This window comes from Streptomyces sp. NPDC006624 (assembly GCF_040611555.1).
Lineage (GTDB): Bacteria > Actinomycetota > Actinomycetes > Streptomycetales > Streptomycetaceae > Streptomyces.
In genome coordinates, this window is sequence record NZ_JBEXOM010000023.1 from 1 (window position 1) to 16,129 (window position 16,129).

The 16,129-nt window shown below is 72.5% G+C and carries 14 protein-coding genes and 1 pseudogene; 4 read left to right on the forward strand and 11 right to left on the reverse strand.

What is annotated here, in order from left to right; translation table 11 throughout:
* Positions 1 to 60 precede the first annotated feature (60 nt).
* Positions 61 to 1,122 (reverse strand): PAS domain-containing protein, encoded by a 1,062-nt coding sequence (locus tag ABZY20_RS31145; RefSeq protein WP_356446048.1) that lies wholly within the window; start codon positions 1,120 to 1,122, stop codon positions 61 to 63.
* A 313-nt stretch (positions 1,123 to 1,435) separates the two neighbouring features.
* On the opposite strand from ABZY20_RS31145, the gene ABZY20_RS31150 reads away from it, so the two are divergent.
* Positions 1,436 to 2,722 (forward strand): helix-turn-helix transcriptional regulator, encoded by a 1,287-nt coding sequence (locus ABZY20_RS31150; protein WP_356445852.1) that lies wholly within the window; start codon positions 1,436 to 1,438, stop codon positions 2,720 to 2,722.
* 164 nt (positions 2,723 to 2,886) lie between these two features.
* On the opposite strand, the gene ABZY20_RS31155 is transcribed toward ABZY20_RS31150, so the two are convergent.
* The 4 genes from ABZY20_RS31155 to ABZY20_RS31170 form a co-directional block, all read right to left on the reverse strand.
* Positions 2,887 to 3,642: a VOC family protein gene (locus ABZY20_RS31155; RefSeq protein WP_356445854.1), complete on the reverse strand. Its 756-nt coding sequence runs from the start codon at positions 3,640 to 3,642 to the stop codon at positions 2,887 to 2,889.
* A gap of 49 nt (positions 3,643 to 3,691) precedes the next feature.
* The gene (locus ABZY20_RS31160) at positions 3,692 to 3,985 is read right to left on the reverse strand and encodes a hypothetical protein (RefSeq protein ID WP_356445855.1); all 294 of its coding nucleotides are present in this window, start codon (positions 3,983 to 3,985) and stop codon (positions 3,692 to 3,694) included.
* Between the two features lie 104 nt (positions 3,986 to 4,089).
* Positions 4,090 to 4,284 (reverse strand): hypothetical protein, encoded by a 195-nt coding sequence (locus tag ABZY20_RS31165; RefSeq protein ID WP_356445857.1) that lies wholly within the window; start codon positions 4,282 to 4,284, stop codon positions 4,090 to 4,092.
* A 135-nt stretch (positions 4,285 to 4,419) separates the two neighbouring features.
* Complete coding sequence (locus ABZY20_RS31170) at positions 4,420 to 5,364, reverse strand: MerR family transcriptional regulator (protein ID WP_356446050.1); 945 nt, start codon at positions 5,362 to 5,364, stop codon at positions 4,420 to 4,422.
* A gap of 121 nt (positions 5,365 to 5,485) precedes the next feature.
* Between ABZY20_RS31170 and ABZY20_RS31175 the strand changes: the two genes are divergently transcribed.
* Positions 5,486 to 7,006: an alpha/beta fold hydrolase gene (locus ABZY20_RS31175; RefSeq protein ID WP_356445858.1), complete on the forward strand. Its 1,521-nt coding sequence runs from the start codon at positions 5,486 to 5,488 to the stop codon at positions 7,004 to 7,006.
* 133 nt (positions 7,007 to 7,139) lie between these two features.
* Here the strand turns inward: ABZY20_RS31175 and ABZY20_RS31180 are convergent, their stop codons facing one another.
* From ABZY20_RS31180 to ABZY20_RS31190, 3 genes are all read right to left on the reverse strand, one after another.
* Complete coding sequence (locus ABZY20_RS31180; RefSeq protein WP_356445860.1) at positions 7,140 to 8,015, reverse strand: geranyl diphosphate 2-C-methyltransferase; 876 nt, start codon at positions 8,013 to 8,015, stop codon at positions 7,140 to 7,142.
* Between the two features lie 15 nt (positions 8,016 to 8,030).
* On the reverse strand, positions 8,031 to 9,422 hold the full coding sequence (locus tag ABZY20_RS31185; protein ID WP_356445862.1) for a family 2 encapsulin nanocompartment cargo protein terpene cyclase: 1,392 nt from the start codon (positions 9,420 to 9,422) through the stop codon (positions 8,031 to 8,033).
* Positions 9,423 to 9,514: 92 nt separating this feature from the next.
* Entirely contained in the window at positions 9,515 to 10,930 is a 1,416-nt protein-coding gene (locus tag ABZY20_RS31190; protein WP_356445864.1) for a family 2B encapsulin nanocompartment shell protein, read from the reverse strand.
* Positions 10,931 to 11,302: 372 nt separating this feature from the next.
* On the opposite strand from ABZY20_RS31190, the gene ABZY20_RS31195 reads away from it, so the two are divergent.
* A complete protein-coding gene (locus ABZY20_RS31195) occupies positions 11,303 to 12,049 on the forward strand; it encodes a beta-glucanase (RefSeq protein ID WP_356445866.1) in 747 nt (248 codons plus the stop codon).
* On the opposite strand, the gene ABZY20_RS31200 is transcribed toward ABZY20_RS31195, so the two are convergent.
* Positions 12,044 to 12,871 (reverse strand): nucleotidyltransferase, encoded by an 828-nt coding sequence (locus tag ABZY20_RS31200; RefSeq protein WP_356445868.1) that lies wholly within the window; start codon positions 12,869 to 12,871, stop codon positions 12,044 to 12,046. The two genes, ABZY20_RS31195 and ABZY20_RS31200, sit on opposite strands and share 6 nt — an antisense overlap.
* A 287-nt stretch (positions 12,872 to 13,158) precedes the next feature.
* On the opposite strand from ABZY20_RS31200, the pseudogene ABZY20_RS31205 reads away from it, so the two are divergent.
* Positions 13,159 to 14,910: pseudogene (locus ABZY20_RS31205) on the forward strand (cellulase family glycosylhydrolase).
* Positions 14,911 to 14,934: 24 nt separating this feature from the next.
* On the opposite strand, the gene ABZY20_RS31210 reads toward ABZY20_RS31205, so the two are convergent.
* Positions 14,935 to 15,264 (reverse strand): hypothetical protein, encoded by a 330-nt coding sequence (locus tag ABZY20_RS31210; RefSeq protein WP_356445870.1) that lies wholly within the window; start codon positions 15,262 to 15,264, stop codon positions 14,935 to 14,937.
* Positions 15,261 to 16,079, reverse strand: a complete 819-nt coding sequence (locus tag ABZY20_RS31215; RefSeq protein ID WP_356445871.1) for a phytanoyl-CoA dioxygenase family protein — start codon at positions 16,077 to 16,079, stop codon at positions 15,261 to 15,263. Before ABZY20_RS31215 ends, ABZY20_RS31210 begins: the two co-directional genes overlap by 4 nt.
* Between the last annotated feature and the right edge of the window lie 50 nt (positions 16,080 to 16,129).

Here is a 16,129-nt window from a genome sequence, read left to right on the forward strand (position 1 = left end):
GTGGCGGTGTGTCACCGCCACGGCCGCCGCCCGGGGCTCGGCGAGCCCTTCTCCGCCCCGCTACCGCACGCGTTCGGTGAGGACGCGCGGGGGCCACTGACCCGCGGCGAACATCCCGAGCGCGTGCGCCCGCGCCACCAGGGCGGGCCGGTTGGGCGCGTCGAAGCGCCGCAGCATCTGCCCGACGCGGTACTCGATTCCCTGGCGGCTCAGATAGAGACGGGAGGCCATCTGCACCGTGGACTCGCCACTCGCCACCCCCTCCAGCACCTGCGCGTCGAGGGCGTTGAGCACGGGCCCGCCGGACGCCGTGTCCTCGGGCCGGCGCAGGAAGACGACGACGCCGGCGATCTCACCGGAGGGATTCCTGACGGCGACCGCGGTGACGTCCACCGGGAATTCCCGGCCGGTGTCGTCGCGCCCCGTCACCCTTTCCGTGAATCGGCGACAACGCCCCGAGGAAAGGGCGGTGAACCGTTCCCGCAATCGAGCGGGAGCGGGAGAGCGGAGAAGGTCGACAAGACCGTACCCGCATATCTCGTCGGCACTCAGGCCGAATTGGCGGGCGAATTCGGGTTCCGCGGCCGTGACGACCAGGTCCCCGGGGGACACGTGGGCGGTGCAGGCACCCGCCGGGGCGGCAGTTCCCGGCGCGCCGCTTCCGGTCGGGTCGCGGCGGGCGGGGGCAGCCGGGGCGGCGGCGGTCTTCTTCTTGCGGGGCGAGGCGTCGGGGAAACTCGTGGTCGCCACGGACGTACCGTCCTTCTTCCTGCGCGTGGGGGGCTGGGAAGGGTGTGCGGACGCGGAACGGACCGATGCGCTGTACCGGGGTGTGGACGAGCGTCCGGTGACGGCACGCACCACCTCGCCGGTGGCCGGGCCGCGTGTCCGCGTCGTCCCGGGCCGGCCGGCGACGGGGCGCCGGACTCCCGGGTGGGTCAGGGTGAGCAGAGGAAGCGGCGCCGAGGCGGCCGGCATCTGACTGCCGTGGATAACGTTGTCATGGCCATTCGATCTCGGAGTCCGGTGTCGACGGCGAGCCACCGGGCGGACCGGCCGGCCGTACGTCCGGCCGTCGGCGGGAACCCGGTCGGGAACTGCGCGGCACGAAAACCTCCACATGACGAAGAGAGGGATCACATCAAGGGGGTGCCATCGAGATTAAGGCTCGACAACCCCTCTGGCAAGGGTTTGCCAAGTGACCTCGGCAACCTGTCAACTCCCTTGCGATCGGGCGGTATTCGGGCAGCGAAAGGCGCCATTCAGACATTCCCCGGGGAGTCCGGAACCGCCTCGTCGAGGGCCGGTTGACCTGCGTTTAACGGGTTGTCGCCCGTTGCCGCGCTTCCTAAAGTGTTGACAACCCGCGCGCCCGACCGGGCAGTCGGAGACGCCGCGGGGACCCTTTCGATCGCGCCAGGGAACAGAGGGGGAGATGCTCGAACAGCCGCATTTCGGCCGTCGGCTGAAGAGGCTCCGGCTGGCACGGGGCCTGAGCCAGGCCGGTCTCGTCGGTGAAGGCATGTCGACGGGATACCTGTCACGTCTGGAGTCCGGTGAACGGCCCCCCACCGAGCGTGCCGTGGCCTATCTCGCCCGCCGGCTCGGCGTCGACGCGTCCGCGCTGACCGGCCCGTCGGACGGCAGGTCCCTGACGGGGATCCTGGCCGCCGTGACCTCGGCCCCGCCCGGGACGGACGACACGGCGGCCCTGCTGCGCGCGGTGGAGGAGGACGCGGGCGAGGATCCCGCCGCCCGCTGGCAGGCGCTGTGGCTGCTGAGCAGCGCCGCCGGCCGGGACGGCGACTACGAGCTGAAGCGCACGCGGCTGCTGGAACTCGTCGAGCTGGGCGATCTGCTGGAGGCTCCGGAGCTGCGGGTCCGCTCGCGTGTGCGCTACGCCCGCTGCGCCCGCGCCCTGGGCGACATGCGCACCGCCGAGCCGGCGGCGGAGGAGGCGGTGTCCATCGCCCGGGCGGCGGAGCTGTGCGTGTCCGACACCCTGGCCGCCCTGATGGTGCTGATCAGCATCGAGACGGAGCTGGGCAATCTGGAGACGGCCGGCCGGCACGTGGTGGAGCTGGAGCGGGAGCTGCTGCCCCGGGCCACCGCCACGCAGGCGGCCGAAGCGCTGTGGACGGCGGCCGTGGTGAGCAACCGTCAGGGGGACGAGACCACGGCCTGGGCCCGTCTGGAGGCGGCCCTGGGCCTGCTGAAGGGCAAGGACGATCTGACCCTCTGGACCCGGTTGCGGGCCGCCGCCACCGCCGCCGCGCTGCAGATGTCACCGCCCCGGGTGGCCGCCGCCGAACGCTGGCTGGAGGAGGCCGCCTCCGTCCTCGACCTGATCGGCACCCCGCTCCAGTTGCAGGAGCTGCGGGCGCTTAGGGCCCAGCTCGCCTTCTGCCAGGGCCGGTTGGACGACGCCCGCGCCCTCACCCGGGCCCTGCTCACCGAGGAGGACCTGCGGCTGTCCTACCGCGACCGGGTACGGCTGTCGGTTCTCGACGGCAGGTTGATGATCCTGGCGGGCCGCGCCGACGAGGGCATCGCCGCCCTGCAACGGCTCGGACGGCAGGCGACGACGTCCGGCAACCTCGACCTGTCGGCCCACATCTGGCAGGCCCTGGCCACGACCCTGGCCGACGTCCGCTCCCCCGAGGCGAGGACGCCCACTCCGCAAGCGGACGTCCCCGGACAGCGCCGTTCCTCGGGCTGCTGAACGACCTTTGTGCGCTGGGCGGTTGGTCGCACACGGGCCTGGTTCACGCCGTCGCCGGGCCGGTCCCCTGCCGGTCGCGGCTTCAGCGCGACCGTCCCGGCCCCGGCGGACCGAACTCGCCACCGCCGGACGCCAGGTTCGCGGCCGGCACCCGCACGTGCGCCTCAGCCTCCCAGCTCGTCGAGACGCTCCGGCTCGTCGAGACGCTCCAGCCCGTCGGGGCGCGCCAGGTCGTCGAGACGCTCCAGGTCGTCACGGACCGACTCCCGCTCCCGCTCGGTGAGATGGACGGCGGCGGCCCGGGCGAGGGCGGACCTCGCGGTCTCCTCGTCGCCGAGACGCCCGGCGACATCCGCGCGCAGCACGAGGAGCCGGAGCAGCTGCACGGGCGTGGGCTGCTCGTCCTCGGCGCGCAGCACCCGGTCGATGATCCTCGCGGCACCCGCGGGATCCTCTCGGGAGTCCGCGAACAGGGATGAGTAGTGCAGGGCCCGGGGGAAGGTCCCCTCGGGTGCGGGCCGGTGATGCGCGCTCTGGCTCGTCTGCTGCCCGACGCGGAGGCAGTTGCCGCCGGGGTCGGTCACCAGGAACTGCCGCATGCCGTGCGAGGTGTCCGTCAGCCGCCCGATGCGCGGCAGCCCACGCGTCGGGACCCTCCCGTACGCCGCCTTGAGCCCGGCCCGGAAGACCTCGTGCAGCCCGTCGACATCATCGGTGCGCACGTAGCAGGTGCTGTACGACTCGGCCGGCTCGTACCGCTTCATCGCGAAGAAGTGGAGCTGGATGCCGCCACGTTCCACGACCGCGTACGGGTGGGGACTCCGCTGCTGGAAGGTCACCTCGAAGCCGAGGGCGGTGTAGAAGTCGAGAACGGGCTGGACGGTCCGGCACGGCAGGATCGGGATGGTGGTCTCCGTCATGCCGGACAGCCTAGTCAAACTTGACTAACAAAGGTGTCCGCTTGCCGGCTCAGGCGCTGGCCTGCTGGCGCCCGGCCATCTTCCGCGGTGCCGCGTGACGCCCGGGTGCCGCCGGTCCGGCGGGCTGCTGACGCCACACCCACCAGGACGTCACGGCCAGCAGAGCGGCGAAGACCGCCAGGAGCGCCACCGACACCCACATCTGCCGGCTTCCGGGGTCGCCCCATCCCGACGTCGCGGCCGAAGCCGCCCACAGGACGGCGCCCCCGGCGTAGAAGGTACGCATCCGGCGGAGCTGGCGCAGGGCTCGTACGGACTCGGTGTGATCGGTTTCGGGTGCCATGGCGACGCAGGTACCCCCGATCGCGTCCGGCACCCGACTGCGCACCGTCACAGAACCATCACGACGATCCGCCCCGGCGGCCGGCCCGGTCACCCCACGCTCCCTCAGCCGTCCACGCCGGCTGCCGCCCCGTCAGCCTGCCGCGACTCCGCCTCCCTCCCCCGCACCAGGACGGCAAGGGTGCTGCGCGCTTCACGCCGGAGCGTGCGCCGCCGGGCGAAGGTCGCGGTCAGAGCGAGAATCGAGACGGTGCCGCCGTAGCACAGGGCAGCGATCGAGGAGAGGAGCCCGACGGTCATCGGGCACGCACCTTTCTTCCCCCGTCCGGCCGCCCGGCTCACAGCACAGGGCGGGCATCGATGCGCTTCTCCTCCACCATACGGGTGTCGTCAACTCCCTCCGTGGAGGGGCAGGTTGTCGGGACGGATAAGGCGTCACGCCACTTCCGCGTTGTCCCTCGCCAGCGCCCCGCGCAGCCAGTCGTCCGCGGAGCCCGGGGTCGGCTCCGGGGGGCCGGCCGGTGGGGTGAGGACCTCGGCCGTCAGCTCCCAGTACCGGTCCAGGCGCGGGTCGGCCGCGAGCTGCGTGGCCAGTGAGCGGCGGAAGTCGCGGGTGTCCCGGCTGCCGTGGGCGCTCGCGTACGCCGCGACATAGGCGTCCAGCGCCTCCCCCGGGTACGGGTCGCGTCCCCGGCGCAGTTGCGGCGCGGCGAGTTCGAACGCCTCGGCCAGTCCCGCGTACAGCACGGCCGCGCCGCGGGCTCCGGCCACCCGGTGCACCGCCGGCTGGGGCTGCCGGCCGTCCGGGCAGGGGGCCGTCGTCATCGCGTGGAGCCGGGCGAACGCGAGGACCTGGGTCGGGGACGGCTCGTCGGGCGGCTGCGGGACGGCCGCCTCCAGGAACGCCGTCGTCGCCCGGGCCGGCATCCGCGCCGGCAGCCAGGCGCGCCAGAAACGGGCCAGCGGGGCCGTGCTCGGCGGGGTGCTCACGGCAGCGAGCAGCCGCAGCCGGCCGGCCCGCTCCGCGGGCGGGCACTCGCCGACCAGCCGCAGCGCCGCCTCCCGCCAGCGCATGGCCCTCATCTCACTGCCCAGCTCGCGCAGGCGGCCCGCGACGGCGTCCTCCAGCACGCGGCCCGCCGCGTCCCCGTCCTCGACGACCCGGCGCACCTCGGCCAGCGACAGGTCGAGTCCGCGCAGGGAGCGGATCAGCCTCAGCCGCTCCAGCGCCCGGGGACCGTAGCGGCGATGCCCGCCGCCGCTGCGGGCGGACTCGGGCAGCAGGCCCCGGTCGGAATAGAAGCGGACGGTCTTGACGGTGACGCCCGCGCGCTCGGCGAGTTCACCGATGCTCCAGAACTGCTCAGGTGACGTGGACAGTTGAACCTCCCTCCGGGGGAGTTCCTACGGTACCGGCGCGCGGACCGGGCGCAGGCCCCGTCCGCGGACCATGGCGTACGCGAACGGCGCGGCGTCATGCGTACTCGGGGAGGAGTGATCCATGACGGTGTTCATCATGGTGGCGGGTCTGTTCACCGGCGCCCACGTCTGGCGGGAGACGGCCGCCCGGCTGGCCGAGGCGGGCAGTGGGGTGCAGGTGCACGCGGTGGCGCTGACGGGACTCGACGCGGCCGCGGCCGCCGGGTCGCCGCCCGTCGATCTGGAGACGCACGTCCAGGACGTGATCGCGGCGATCGACGCGGTGGACCCCGGACACGAGATCGTGCTCGTCGGGCACGACTACGGCATCCACCCCGCACTCGGAGCCGCGGACCGGCGCGCACGGCGCGTCGCCCGCATCGTGTATCTGGACTGCGCGATGCCGCGGAACGGGGTACCGGCGCTGGCCGCCGTTCCGGACCAGGAACTGCGCGGGCAGCTGGCCGAGCGGGCCCGGCTCACGGGGCGGGAAGGTGAACTGGCGCCGCCTGCCCGGGACGAGTGGGCGCGCTGGGGCAGTACCGCCGGTGTCCCCGACGCGGCGCTGGACCGGTTGACCGCCCTGGCCGCGCCGCAGCCGATGGGCACCCTGGTGCAGCCGCTGCGGTTGACCGGAGCGGCGACCGCGGTGTCCGTCACGGGCGTGCTGTGCACCCGCAACGGCGCCGGTATCGACCTGGTGCAACAGCTCGTCGACCTCGGGGACCCGGCGCTGGCGGTGCTCGCCGAACCTCAGGTCGGTTTCTTCGAACTGCCCACCGGGCACTGGCCGATGCTGTCCTGCCCGGCCGCACTGGCGGACGTCCTGCTGCGCGCGTCGGCCGGCGAGGGACACCGTCTGCGACCGGCCGGGAGCGGCGCGACCCCCACCCATCTGCGCCCCTTCCCGGTGGACGTTCCCGAGCTGCCCCGAGACCGCAGGGGACACGTCGACCTGTACGTTCCCGACTCCGAAGAGCCGCTGCCGGCCGTGGTGTTCGTCCACGGCGGCCCGGTGCCCGCCGGGGCCCGTCCCACACCCCGCGAGTGGCCGACCCTGGTGGGACACGCGCGTCTGGCGGCCGCCGAGGGCGTGGCCGGCGCGACCCTCGACCATCGCCTGCACGACGTCGCCGACTATGAACGCGCCGCCGCGGACGTCGCCGCGGCGGTGGACCTGGTGCGGGCCGATCCCCGGGTGGACGGCGACCGGGTCGCCCTGTGGTTCTTCTCCGGCGGCGGTCCGCTGTCCGCGGACTGGCTGGCCGAACCCCCGGCCTGGCTGCGCTGCGTGGCCGCCTCCTACCCCATCCTGGCGCCGCTGCCCAACTGGGGTCTGGCCGGCAGCCGGTTCCACCCGGCCCGGGCCGTCGCCGGCGCGGGCTCGCTGCCCCTCGTCCTGCTGCGCGCCGGGCTGGAGTCACCCGAGATCGCCGCCACCGTCGAGGCGTTCGTCACCGCGGCCGAGGCCTGTGCGGCGCGGCTGGAAGTGGTCGACCTGCCCCGCGGTCATCACGCCTTCGAGACGATCGACCCGCCCGAGGACACCGTCCCGGCCCTGCGCCGGGCGATGGCGGCGGTGGTCACCCACCTGAGGAGCTGACCCCGGGCGCGCGGCCGGAGCCGTTCGCCACCCGGCGCCGTCCGGAGGACGGGGCCGGGTGAGCGGAGGTGCGCCTCGCGGGGCGGGGACGGCCGGTGAGGTCCCGGCACTCCCCCGCCCCGCGAGGCGGCGCTCACACGCGGTCGGCCGCGATCAGGACGTACTGGAAGGAGCCGTCCCGGTACGACTCGATGAACGCCTCCTCGATCCCGGTGACCAGCGAGGAGGTGGCCCGCAGTTCCCAGTAGGGCAGGGTGTCCGGGGTGAGGTCGATGACGGTCTGCGGCACGAGCCGGTTGTCGGCCATGGCGCGCAGATACTCACGGCGGGAGTGGATGTTGCACTCGAAGTGGGCGTTGATCTGGGAGACCCACTTGGACGGCTGGCCGTAGCGGGGGTTCCAGCAGCCGGTGATCGTCACGTACCGGCCGCCCACCTTCAGGAAGCGGGCGTGCTCGGCGAACAGGTCGTGGAGGTCGACGTACATGGTCGACTCGTTGTTCCACGAGGCGGTGACGCTGCCCTTCTCCAGGGCCGTGTCGAGCATGTTGCACACCCGGGACCGGACGTGGTCCTCGATCCGCAGTTCCCGTGCGCGCCGGTTGCCGAAGTCGGCCTGGGCGGCGGACAGGGTCACGCCCTCGACCCTGCAGCCGAAGCGGCGGTGCGCCATGACCATGGAGCCGCCGCGCCCGCAGCCCGCGTCGACGAGGGTGTCGTCGGGCCCGACCGGGCCGAGGTGGTCGAGGAGGAACTCCGCCTGGGCCGACTCCAGCCGGTGCAGCTCCGCGATGAGCTTCTTCTCGTACTCGCTGTGCGCCGGGTCGCCGAGCGCGGCGTGGTCCACGGCGCCGATGCCGTAGTGGTGGTGGTAGAGCCCGTCCACGTCACCGAGGCGGAGATTGACCGGCCGGGCCTCGTTGTTCCAGTAACGGGCGATGTCCCGCTGGTACGGCGTCGCGGGGGCCGGGATCTTCGCGGTGACGGTGGAGGTCGTTTCAGCGGTCACAGAGATGTCCGTTCCTTACCAGAAGTCGGGCAGGCTGTAGCGGTAGGTGTTGGTGCGGTGCCAGTCGTGGTTGCCGTCGACCCAGGCGGCCACGCCCTTGAGGAAGCGCAGCACCGGGGGCAGGGGGCAGGCCGCCGCGAGGTCGGCCGCGGCGGCCTCGAAGGCGTGCATGAGTTCGTTGTGGACCTCGACGGCCTTCAGGTACGCGTCGCGCTCGCAGAGCCGCTCGCGTTCCGCGATCACCACCGGCAGGTTCAGGTGGCGGCCCGGGCTGTCGAGTTCCTTGGTGTACGAGTAGAGGTCGTTGACGATGGTGGTCGCGTTGCCGGCGAGCGCGATGACCCGCTGCATGTCGGGCCGGGCGTGCAGGTCCGCGGGCAGTTCGTAGCCGCCGACGGTGTCGGTGATCGTGGGGCAGGGGCGGAAGTTGTTGAACTGGCGCATCGCCAGGTACTCCCACACCTCCGGCACGTGACCGGTCTGCGCCCAGGCGGCCTCGGCGAGGTAGCCCAGGTGCAGCCGGGCCATGTCGTGCCGGTAGCGGTCGGCCTGGGACGGCGTGGCCGCGCGGACGAAGTAGTCCATCGCGCTGCGGTACGCCCGGCGCGGGGCGTCCGAACCGAGCGACTTCTGCCAGGCCGGCGCGTACTCGGCGGTGGTGTGGAGGTGGTCGAGGGCGGTGTGGGCGAGGAGCAGGCGCCCGCCGAGCCCGACGGGTGATCCGCCGTGGTCCTCGCAGTAGCAGTCGTCCAGCGCGTTCTCCGCGACCATCAGCCGGGTGGCGAGCATCAGATGGTCGGCGGTGGGGGCGTCGGGATGGCAGGCGACCATGTAGCGGCCGAAGGAGAAGCCGTCGAACTGTCCCTCCCATTCCTCGGGATAGAGCCGCACCTCGTCCTCGGCCCAGCGCTTGATGCGGCGGCTCACCTCCTCGACGCGTACGGGATCGGGCTCCGGGACCGGGTGGTGGTACAGGCCGGGGACGGCCCGCCCGGCGGCGGGCCGGGCGGGGGCCTCGGGCGCCGGGTCCGGGAGCGGGGGTGCGAGGGCGCGGGCCGGGGAGAGGGACTCCGTGCCCAGTCCGGTGGGTCCGCGCAGGATCCGCCGGAGGGCGGCCGTGGTCGCGTCGGGCGTGTCCGGTACGGCGCCGTCGGGCGTCGGGGCAGGTGGTGCCGGTACGGCGCCGTCGGGCGTCGGGGCAGGTGGTGCCGGTACGGCGCCGTCGGGCGTCGGGGCGGGTGGCGGGTCGGGGATGGTGACCGGCGGATGCAGTGCGGCCAGGAAGTGCCGGGCCGTCGGTGTGACCGGTTGGCCGGGGGCCGGCGGAGTGGGAGCAGGCGGCGCGGCGGGGGGCGGCGTCGGCCGCCGTTCGGGGGGACGTGGTCCGAGGGGCCCGGCGTGGGGCATCGGCGGCTCCTTGCTGCTGCGGCGGAGTCGGCGCTCCGTTGCGTGCGTGGGGGGTGGGTGACGGGCGCGGACCCGCCGCGCGTGTGAGGGCGTCAGTGCGGCCTGGGGGCGATCTGCACGTTCTCCATCACGCCGAGGGCGTCGGGTAGGAGCACCGCGGCGGAGTAGTAGGTGGTGACGAGGTAGGAGAGGATCGCCTGCTCGTTGATGCCCGTGAAGCGCACGGAGAGCCCTGGTTCGTACTCGTCGGGCAGCCCGGTCTGCCGCAGGCCGATGACGCCCTGGTTCTCCTCGCCGGTGCGCATCGCGATGATGGAGCTGGTCTGCTCCTTGCTGATCGGGATCTTGTTGCAGGGCAGGATGGGGACACCGCGCCAGGCGGGGACGGACTGCCCGCCGAGGTCGACGTGGTCGGGGTACAGACCGCAGGCGTTGAATCCGCGCCCGATGGCGGCGATGGTCCTGGGGTGGGCGAGGAACAGCTTGGTGCCGCGCCGGCGGCAGAGCAGGTCGTCCATGTCGTCCGGGGTCGGCGGGCCGGAGCGGGGCTGGACGCGCTGCTTGAAGTCGGCGTTGTGCAGCAGCCCGAACTCGCGGTTGTTGATCAGCTCGTGCTCCTGGCGCTCGCGCAACGCCTCGATGGTGAGCCTGAGTTGCTCCTCGGTCTGGTCCATCGGGCCGTTGTAGAGGTCGGCGACCCGGGTGTGGATCCGCAGCACGGTCTGGGCGACGGAGAGTTCGTACTCGCGCGGCTCGAGGTCGTAGTCGACGAAGGTGCCCGGCAGTTCGGCCTCGCCGGTGTGGCCGGCCGAGAGGGCGATCTCGGCCTCGCCGTGCTTGTTCTGCCGCTGCCGGGTGCGCGAGCCGTACGCGTCGAGGTGCGCCTGGAGGCCGGGCGCGCAGGCGCGGACGGCGGCGAAGTCGGAGCGGGAGAGCGTGAGGAGGGTGCCGGGGGTCTCGGCGGTGACCGTGACGTCGTGGCGCGCGTCGGGATCCAGCAGCGCGTTCTCACCGAAGTGGGCGCCGTCCGCGAGCACCGCGACGGCGATCTCCCCGCCGTATTTGCCTTCGGTGGTCTGGCGTACCCGCCCGTGGGCGATCAGGTGGATCCGGTCCGCGGGGCTGCCGCGCTCGGCGAGGACGTCGCCCGCCGCGAAGTCGCGCTGCGTGCAGCGGCCGGCCAGGGCTTTGAGGACGTCCCCGTCCTCGAACCCGCGCAGAAGGGCCAGTTCAGCGAGTTCCCCGGGGATCACCCGGACCGTGGCGCCCTCCTGGACGAACTCGATCCGCCCGTCGCCGAGGGTGTGCCGCAACCGCCGGTTGACCCGGTAGGCGCCGCCGTCGGCCTCGACCCAGGGCAGCATGCGCAGCAGCCAGCGGGAGGTGATCTCCTGCATCTGCGGGGCGGACTTGGTGGTGGTGGCGAGGTTGCGGGCGGCGGCGGTACCGAGGGACTGCTGCGGCGCCTCGGGGGTGGTCCGGGCTTCCGGGCTGCTGTCGACGGTCATCGGGGGGAGTTTCTCCTTGCACGACGGGGCGTCCGGCACACATGAGCACGCCGACCGGGAGCCAGGGAGGAGTGGGCATCGAGAGGGATCGCGGCGATCCGCCTACCTGCAGAAAGCTAACCCCGGGCGGACCCCGTCCACCGGGCGGAGCGAGATCCTTCCTTCGAAGCAGTGACAATCAACCCCCTGCGGTTTATGGGCCGGTAAGAGGACATAGCCCCTGCCTCACCGGGCCGCGACACCCGGCATCGGACCGACCGGGACCATCGGCGCCTGGGTACCGTGACCTGCACCGTTCACCCGAAAGGGTCAAAGCTGCCGTAAAGACATGATCGGGCGCATACCCGGCCATCAGCCGGTGAGACATCCGGCATGACCGAACCCCTGCCGTCCGGCCCTCCCTCCGCTCACGGCCGCCCGCGCTCCTCCCCCGTCGTCTTCACGGCCGACTTCGCCTCCACCACGCAGTGGGTCGCGGGCCGTTCGTGGGCCTATCCCGGCGGGGGCCCGGTCAATCCGCGCGACGACAAGCTGGACTACCTGGTGGCCGACGCCGCGTACAGCCGCTCGGGCGTCTTCCGGGCCAGGCGACGGCAGGACGGGCGGTGGAACACCGGGCTGCTCACCACCGAGGGCAGCGAGGAGGGGTTCACCGTCCGCCCCGGGGACGTGCTGGAGGCGCGGGTGCGGCTGCCGAGGGAGATCGGCGCCTGGCCGGCGATCTGGACCTGGCGGGACGGCGATCAGGAGATCGACGTCTTCGAGTACCACCCGGACAACCCGGACCTGCTCGAATTCACCAATCACGTGCGCGGCACGAACCGCTACCACCACGACGACGTGGTCGGCCCCGGAGCGTGGATCGACCTGCGCACCGTGTTCGGCGCCCGCTCGGTGGAGTGGTGGCTGAACGGCACGCGCGTCTTCGCCGACGGACGGGGCGTGGGCCGCGGCTGGCACGCCTACCTCATCGTCAACCTCTCGGTGTGCGCCGGGCGTTACCACCCTCCGCCCGAGCCGCGGACGACCGAGATGTCGTACGAGGTGAGCAAGCTGGTCGTACGCCGCCCCACGACGGCCGGCGCCGCGACGGCGGAGGAGGACGCGACGCCTTCATGACGGGGCACGGACGGGTGGGGCCTTCTCCGCCTTCTCCCCGTGCACGGCTGCGTACTCGGCCGCGAGCCAGGGCCCGAGGTCGTCGACCAGCATGGCGAGCACCGCCGGTTCGGGTGAGGGCGTACGACCGACGGCCGCGGCGACACGCATCTGCGCGGCGCGCTCGGGATGGTAGCGGCCGAAGATCTCCGCGGACCGGTCCAGGTCGCTGGTCCAGCCGCCCCACCGGGGCATGACCAGAGTGAATCCCGTACGGACGAGACGACGGCCCACGGCACGGCTCAGGATCCGGCGATCGGCGTCCGTGGCGGCTTCGGCCACCTTGGCACGCCAGCGCGGCAGCACACGGGCGAGGTCGCCGTTGGTCTCCCGCGCGAGCAGGGATGTGGGGCGGTAACGGGGCAGTTCGCGCGCGAGGTCAGGACCCAGCAGCGAGGTGCAGAGGCAGGCGGTGAAGAATCCGCCGTCGTGGAGCTCGGCTTCGCTGAGCAGAAGCCGCACGCTGGTCAGCAGGATCCCGACGCCGTCGATCTGCGGGAAAGCGCTGTCGAGTGCGGCCTCGATCGCGTCGGCGCCGGCGCGATCGGCCGCCGTGGGCTCGTCGTGGAGGGCGAGTTGAAGGTCGAGGTCGGAGACTCCGGGGAGGGCGGTCCCGCGGGGGATGCTGCCGTAGAGGTACGCGCTGTGCAGGCGCGTTGTGCCGAACTCCGCGGTGATGTGGGCGCGTGCCGCGTCGACGACGGGCACGAAGGCCGCCGGCACCCGGTCGAGAGCGCCTTCGCGTGCGATCGTTCCGTCGGGCTCCAGTCCTCGTTCCTCCATGGGTCCACTGTGCCCTGTTCCCGGCGCATGGGGAGGCGGCCCGCACGGCCGCGGCATGCCCCTCCACCGCCGCTGCCTGTCGGCGCCTCTCCCGCTATCGAAGCGCATCGACAGCGTCACCGGCCCGACAGGCCGCCGGCCGTATCCGGTGACACCATCCTCTCCTGCTGTCGCAGCCCTTGTTCCGCCGGTAACACCTCCACTAACTTCACCCGGTGAGTGAAGCGCTTCGACGCTCGGTCCGTTCACGCCCAACCGCACGCCCCACCCACCGAAGGGAACGGCCCGTGAAGGACTTACGGCACCCGCACCACCGCAGCCGCGGCCCCGGACGTCTGGCCGGGCTGCTGCTGACGTTGCTCGTCGTCCTGGGAATGACCGGCGGCACCGCCCTCGCCGCCACCGACACCTCCGCGCACCCCGTGCGGCCGAAGGTCCGGGTTCCGGCCTCCGCCATGGACGCCGTAGCCGCGATGTAGCCCAGCTGGAATTTGGGCAACACCCTGGACGCCATCCCCGACGAGACGTCCTGGGGCAACCCGCCGGTCACCCGGGAGTTGTTCGCCACCGTCCGGGCGAAGGGCTTCCGCAGCGTCCGCATCCCGGTGACGTGGAAGGACCACCAGTCCGCCACCGCCCCCTACACCGTCGACGCCGCGTTCATGAACCGCGTCGAGCAGGTGGTCGACTGGGCGCTCGCCGAAGGGCTCTACGTCGTCCTCAACGTCCACCACGACTCGTGGCAGTGGATCGCGGACATGCCCACCGACCACGACGAGGTGCTCGCGCGCTTCGACGCGACCTGGACCCAGATCTCCGCCAGGTTCCGGGACGCGCCGCGGACGCTGCTGTTCGAGAGCGTCAACGAGCCGGTGTTCAACAACGCCACCGAGGCGCAGAAGAAGCAGCTCCTGCGCGAGCTGAACACGTCCTTCCACAAGGTCGTCCGCTCCTCGGGCGGCGGCAACGGCGATCGTCTGCTCGTGCTGCCCACGGAGGGCTGCACACCGTCCCAGGCCCTCATGGAGGACCTGTCCGCCACGATGAGCGCGCTGCGGGACGGCAACCTGGTCGCGACCGTGCACTACTACGGCTACTGGCCGTTCAGCGTGAACATCGCAGGGGGCACCCGGTACGACGCCACCGCGCAGAAGGACATGACCGACGCCTTCGCCCGCATGCGCGACCTGTTCGTCGCCCGGGGCGTCCCGGTCTACCTCGGTGAGTACGGCCTGCTGAGCTACCCGGACTACACCCGCCCGGACGCCGTGAACCGGGGCGAGGCACTGAAGTACTTCGAGGACTTCGGCCACCAGGCGCGCCGCAGCGGGGTCACCACCGCCCTGTGGGACGCCGGTTCGTTCGTCGACCGCACCACCCTGCAGTGGCGGGACCCGGGCATGATGGATCTGATCAAGTCCAGCTGGACGACCCGCTCCGGCACCGCGTCCGCCGACGCGGTCCACCTGCCCAAGTCCGGTGGGATCGCTGCCCGGTCGCTCACCCTGAACCTGAACGGCACCGCCTTCCGGGATTTGCGGCAGGGAGGCAGCCCGCTGGTCCCCGGCCGGGACTACACCGTCTCCGGCAGCCGGCTCACGCTGACGGCGACCGCACTCACCCGGCTGGCCGGTGACCGGGCCTACGGGGTCAACGCGACCCTGCAGGCGAGGTTCTCCCAGGGCGTCCCCTGGCAGATCGACGTCATCACCTACGACCCGGCGGTGCTGTCGGACGCGACCGGAACCACCGGCTCCTTCGCCGTCCCCACGCGGTTCCGCGGCGACAGGCTGGCCACCATGGAGGCCACGTACGCCGACGGCAGCCCGGCCGGTCAGACCGACTGGACTCCGTATCAGGAGTTCAACCGGGCCTTCTCGCCTGACTACCCGGGCGGCCGGATCATCCTGACGTCCGGCTTCCTCGGCGCACTGCGCGACGGCGCTCCGGTGACGCTGACGTTCCATTTCTGGAGCGGCACCGAGGTCACCTACCAGGTCACCAAGTCGGGCAGTTCGGTCACCGGCACGGCGTCCTGACCGTAAGCAGCCCTCCGGCGGTGGTCACGGGCCGGTGCCGCGACCACCGCCGCCGGTGTCCACGAGCTTCTCGAAGAAGAACTCGTGCTTGAGGAACGACACGTCGTACTCGGCTCCCGGATACGGCGGGATGAGCTGGGCCGCCTGGAACAGGCGCCAGCCGTCGCGCAGGGCGGCCAGGCCCGTCCCGTAGGGAGGCTCGTCGCTGTCGCCCGTGGTGGGGGACGTGCGGCCGGTGCCGTCGTAGAGCGACCAGCCGACGACCGGGGCGTCCAGGGCCGACGAGTCCAGGTACAGCACCAGCACCTGCTGGCGGAGCGCGGCGCCGGCCGGGGCGGGGGTGAGCGTGCTCATGCGGGGACCTCCTGCGGCCGGTTGGAGACGCGGGTGACCCAGTGGTCGAGGTCGAAGTCCTCGTCACCGGTCAGCGCCCGCCACAGCAGGACGCGGTTGTACAGCTCCAGGCGTCCCGTCGCGGCCTCGTACCAGGGGAAGAGGGTGTTCAGCTCCCGCGCCACACGCGGGTCCGCCAGGTCCGAGGTGTCCCACAACCGCCGCTGGCGCACCGTCGGATTGAAACGGATCTTGAACATGTAGCGGCGTACCGCGCTGTCGTTGCGTCGGCCGCCGTGCCACAGTCCGTGGTGCAGAAACACCACGGTGCCCGCCGGGCAGACCAGCCGGCTCTGGCCGCGCAGGTTCTGGTAGCGGCCGGTGTCGCTCTCGTTCGTACGCCGCAGATGACTGCCGGGCACGCTGAGGGTGCCGCCCATCTCCAGCGTCACGTCCTGCGGGTAGTACATGAGCTGCACGTCGAACGCGTCGGGCCGCACGTCGATGACGGCGTCCCCGTGCAGCGGCTGCGCACCGCCCTCGTGCGGCTCCCGGACGTGCACGAAGTGGTGGTCGACGTGGGGATCGGGTCCGACGAGACTGCGCAGGGCGCCCGCTATCGCGGGCAGTTCGACCAGGCGCCGCGGGAAGGATCCCGCGGGGTAGGCGTCGGGGACCGGCGTGCCGTACGGCACCGGTGGGATGCCTGTGTCGAAGACCTCGACGGCCTCGGCGTTCATCTCCGCGGGCACCACGGCGTCCATGCGCAGCGAGCCGTGGGCGACGAAGTGCGCCATCCGCACCGAGCTGAGCAGGTGCTCTCGGGGTGTCGTCATGGCCACCACGGTAGGGAGGCGACCGCGTCCGGTGCGTGGGCCAGGCTCAC

What these genes read in the sequence shown, in the direction of transcription:
- ABZY20_RS31200 (WP_356445868.1), bottom strand. Translation starts at nt 12,871, where the DNA reads ATGGAGGAACGAGGACTGGAGCCCGACGGAACGATCGCACGCGAAGGC.
- ABZY20_RS31190 (WP_356445864.1), bottom strand. Translation starts at nt 10,930, where the DNA reads ATGACCGTCGACAGCAGCCCGGAAGCCCGGACCACCCCCGAGGCGCCG.
- ABZY20_RS31165 (WP_356445857.1), bottom strand. Translation starts at nt 4,284, where the DNA reads ATGACCGTCGGGCTCCTCTCCTCGATCGCTGCCCTGTGCTACGGCGGC.
- ABZY20_RS31195 (WP_356445866.1), top strand. Translation starts at nt 11,303, where the DNA reads ATGACCGAACCCCTGCCGTCCGGCCCTCCCTCCGCTCACGGCCGCCCG.
- ABZY20_RS31185 (WP_356445862.1), bottom strand. Translation starts at nt 9,422, where the DNA reads ATGCCCCACGCCGGGCCCCTCGGACCACGTCCCCCCGAACGGCGGCCG.
- ABZY20_RS31155 (WP_356445854.1), bottom strand. Translation starts at nt 3,642, where the DNA reads ATGACGGAGACCACCATCCCGATCCTGCCGTGCCGGACCGTCCAGCCC.
- ABZY20_RS31150 (WP_356445852.1), top strand. Translation starts at nt 1,436, where the DNA reads ATGCTCGAACAGCCGCATTTCGGCCGTCGGCTGAAGAGGCTCCGGCTG.
- ABZY20_RS31215 (WP_356445871.1), bottom strand. Translation starts at nt 16,079, where the DNA reads ATGACGACACCCCGAGAGCACCTGCTCAGCTCGGTGCGGATGGCGCAC.
- ABZY20_RS31160 (WP_356445855.1), bottom strand. Translation starts at nt 3,985, where the DNA reads ATGGCACCCGAAACCGATCACACCGAGTCCGTACGAGCCCTGCGCCAG.
- ABZY20_RS31210 (WP_356445870.1), bottom strand. Translation starts at nt 15,264, where the DNA reads ATGAGCACGCTCACCCCCGCCCCGGCCGGCGCCGCGCTCCGCCAGCAG.
- ABZY20_RS31145 (WP_356446048.1), bottom strand. Translation starts at nt 1,122, where the DNA reads ATGTGGAGGTTTTCGTGCCGCGCAGTTCCCGACCGGGTTCCCGCCGAC.
- ABZY20_RS31175 (WP_356445858.1), top strand. Translation starts at nt 5,486, where the DNA reads ATGACGGTGTTCATCATGGTGGCGGGTCTGTTCACCGGCGCCCACGTC.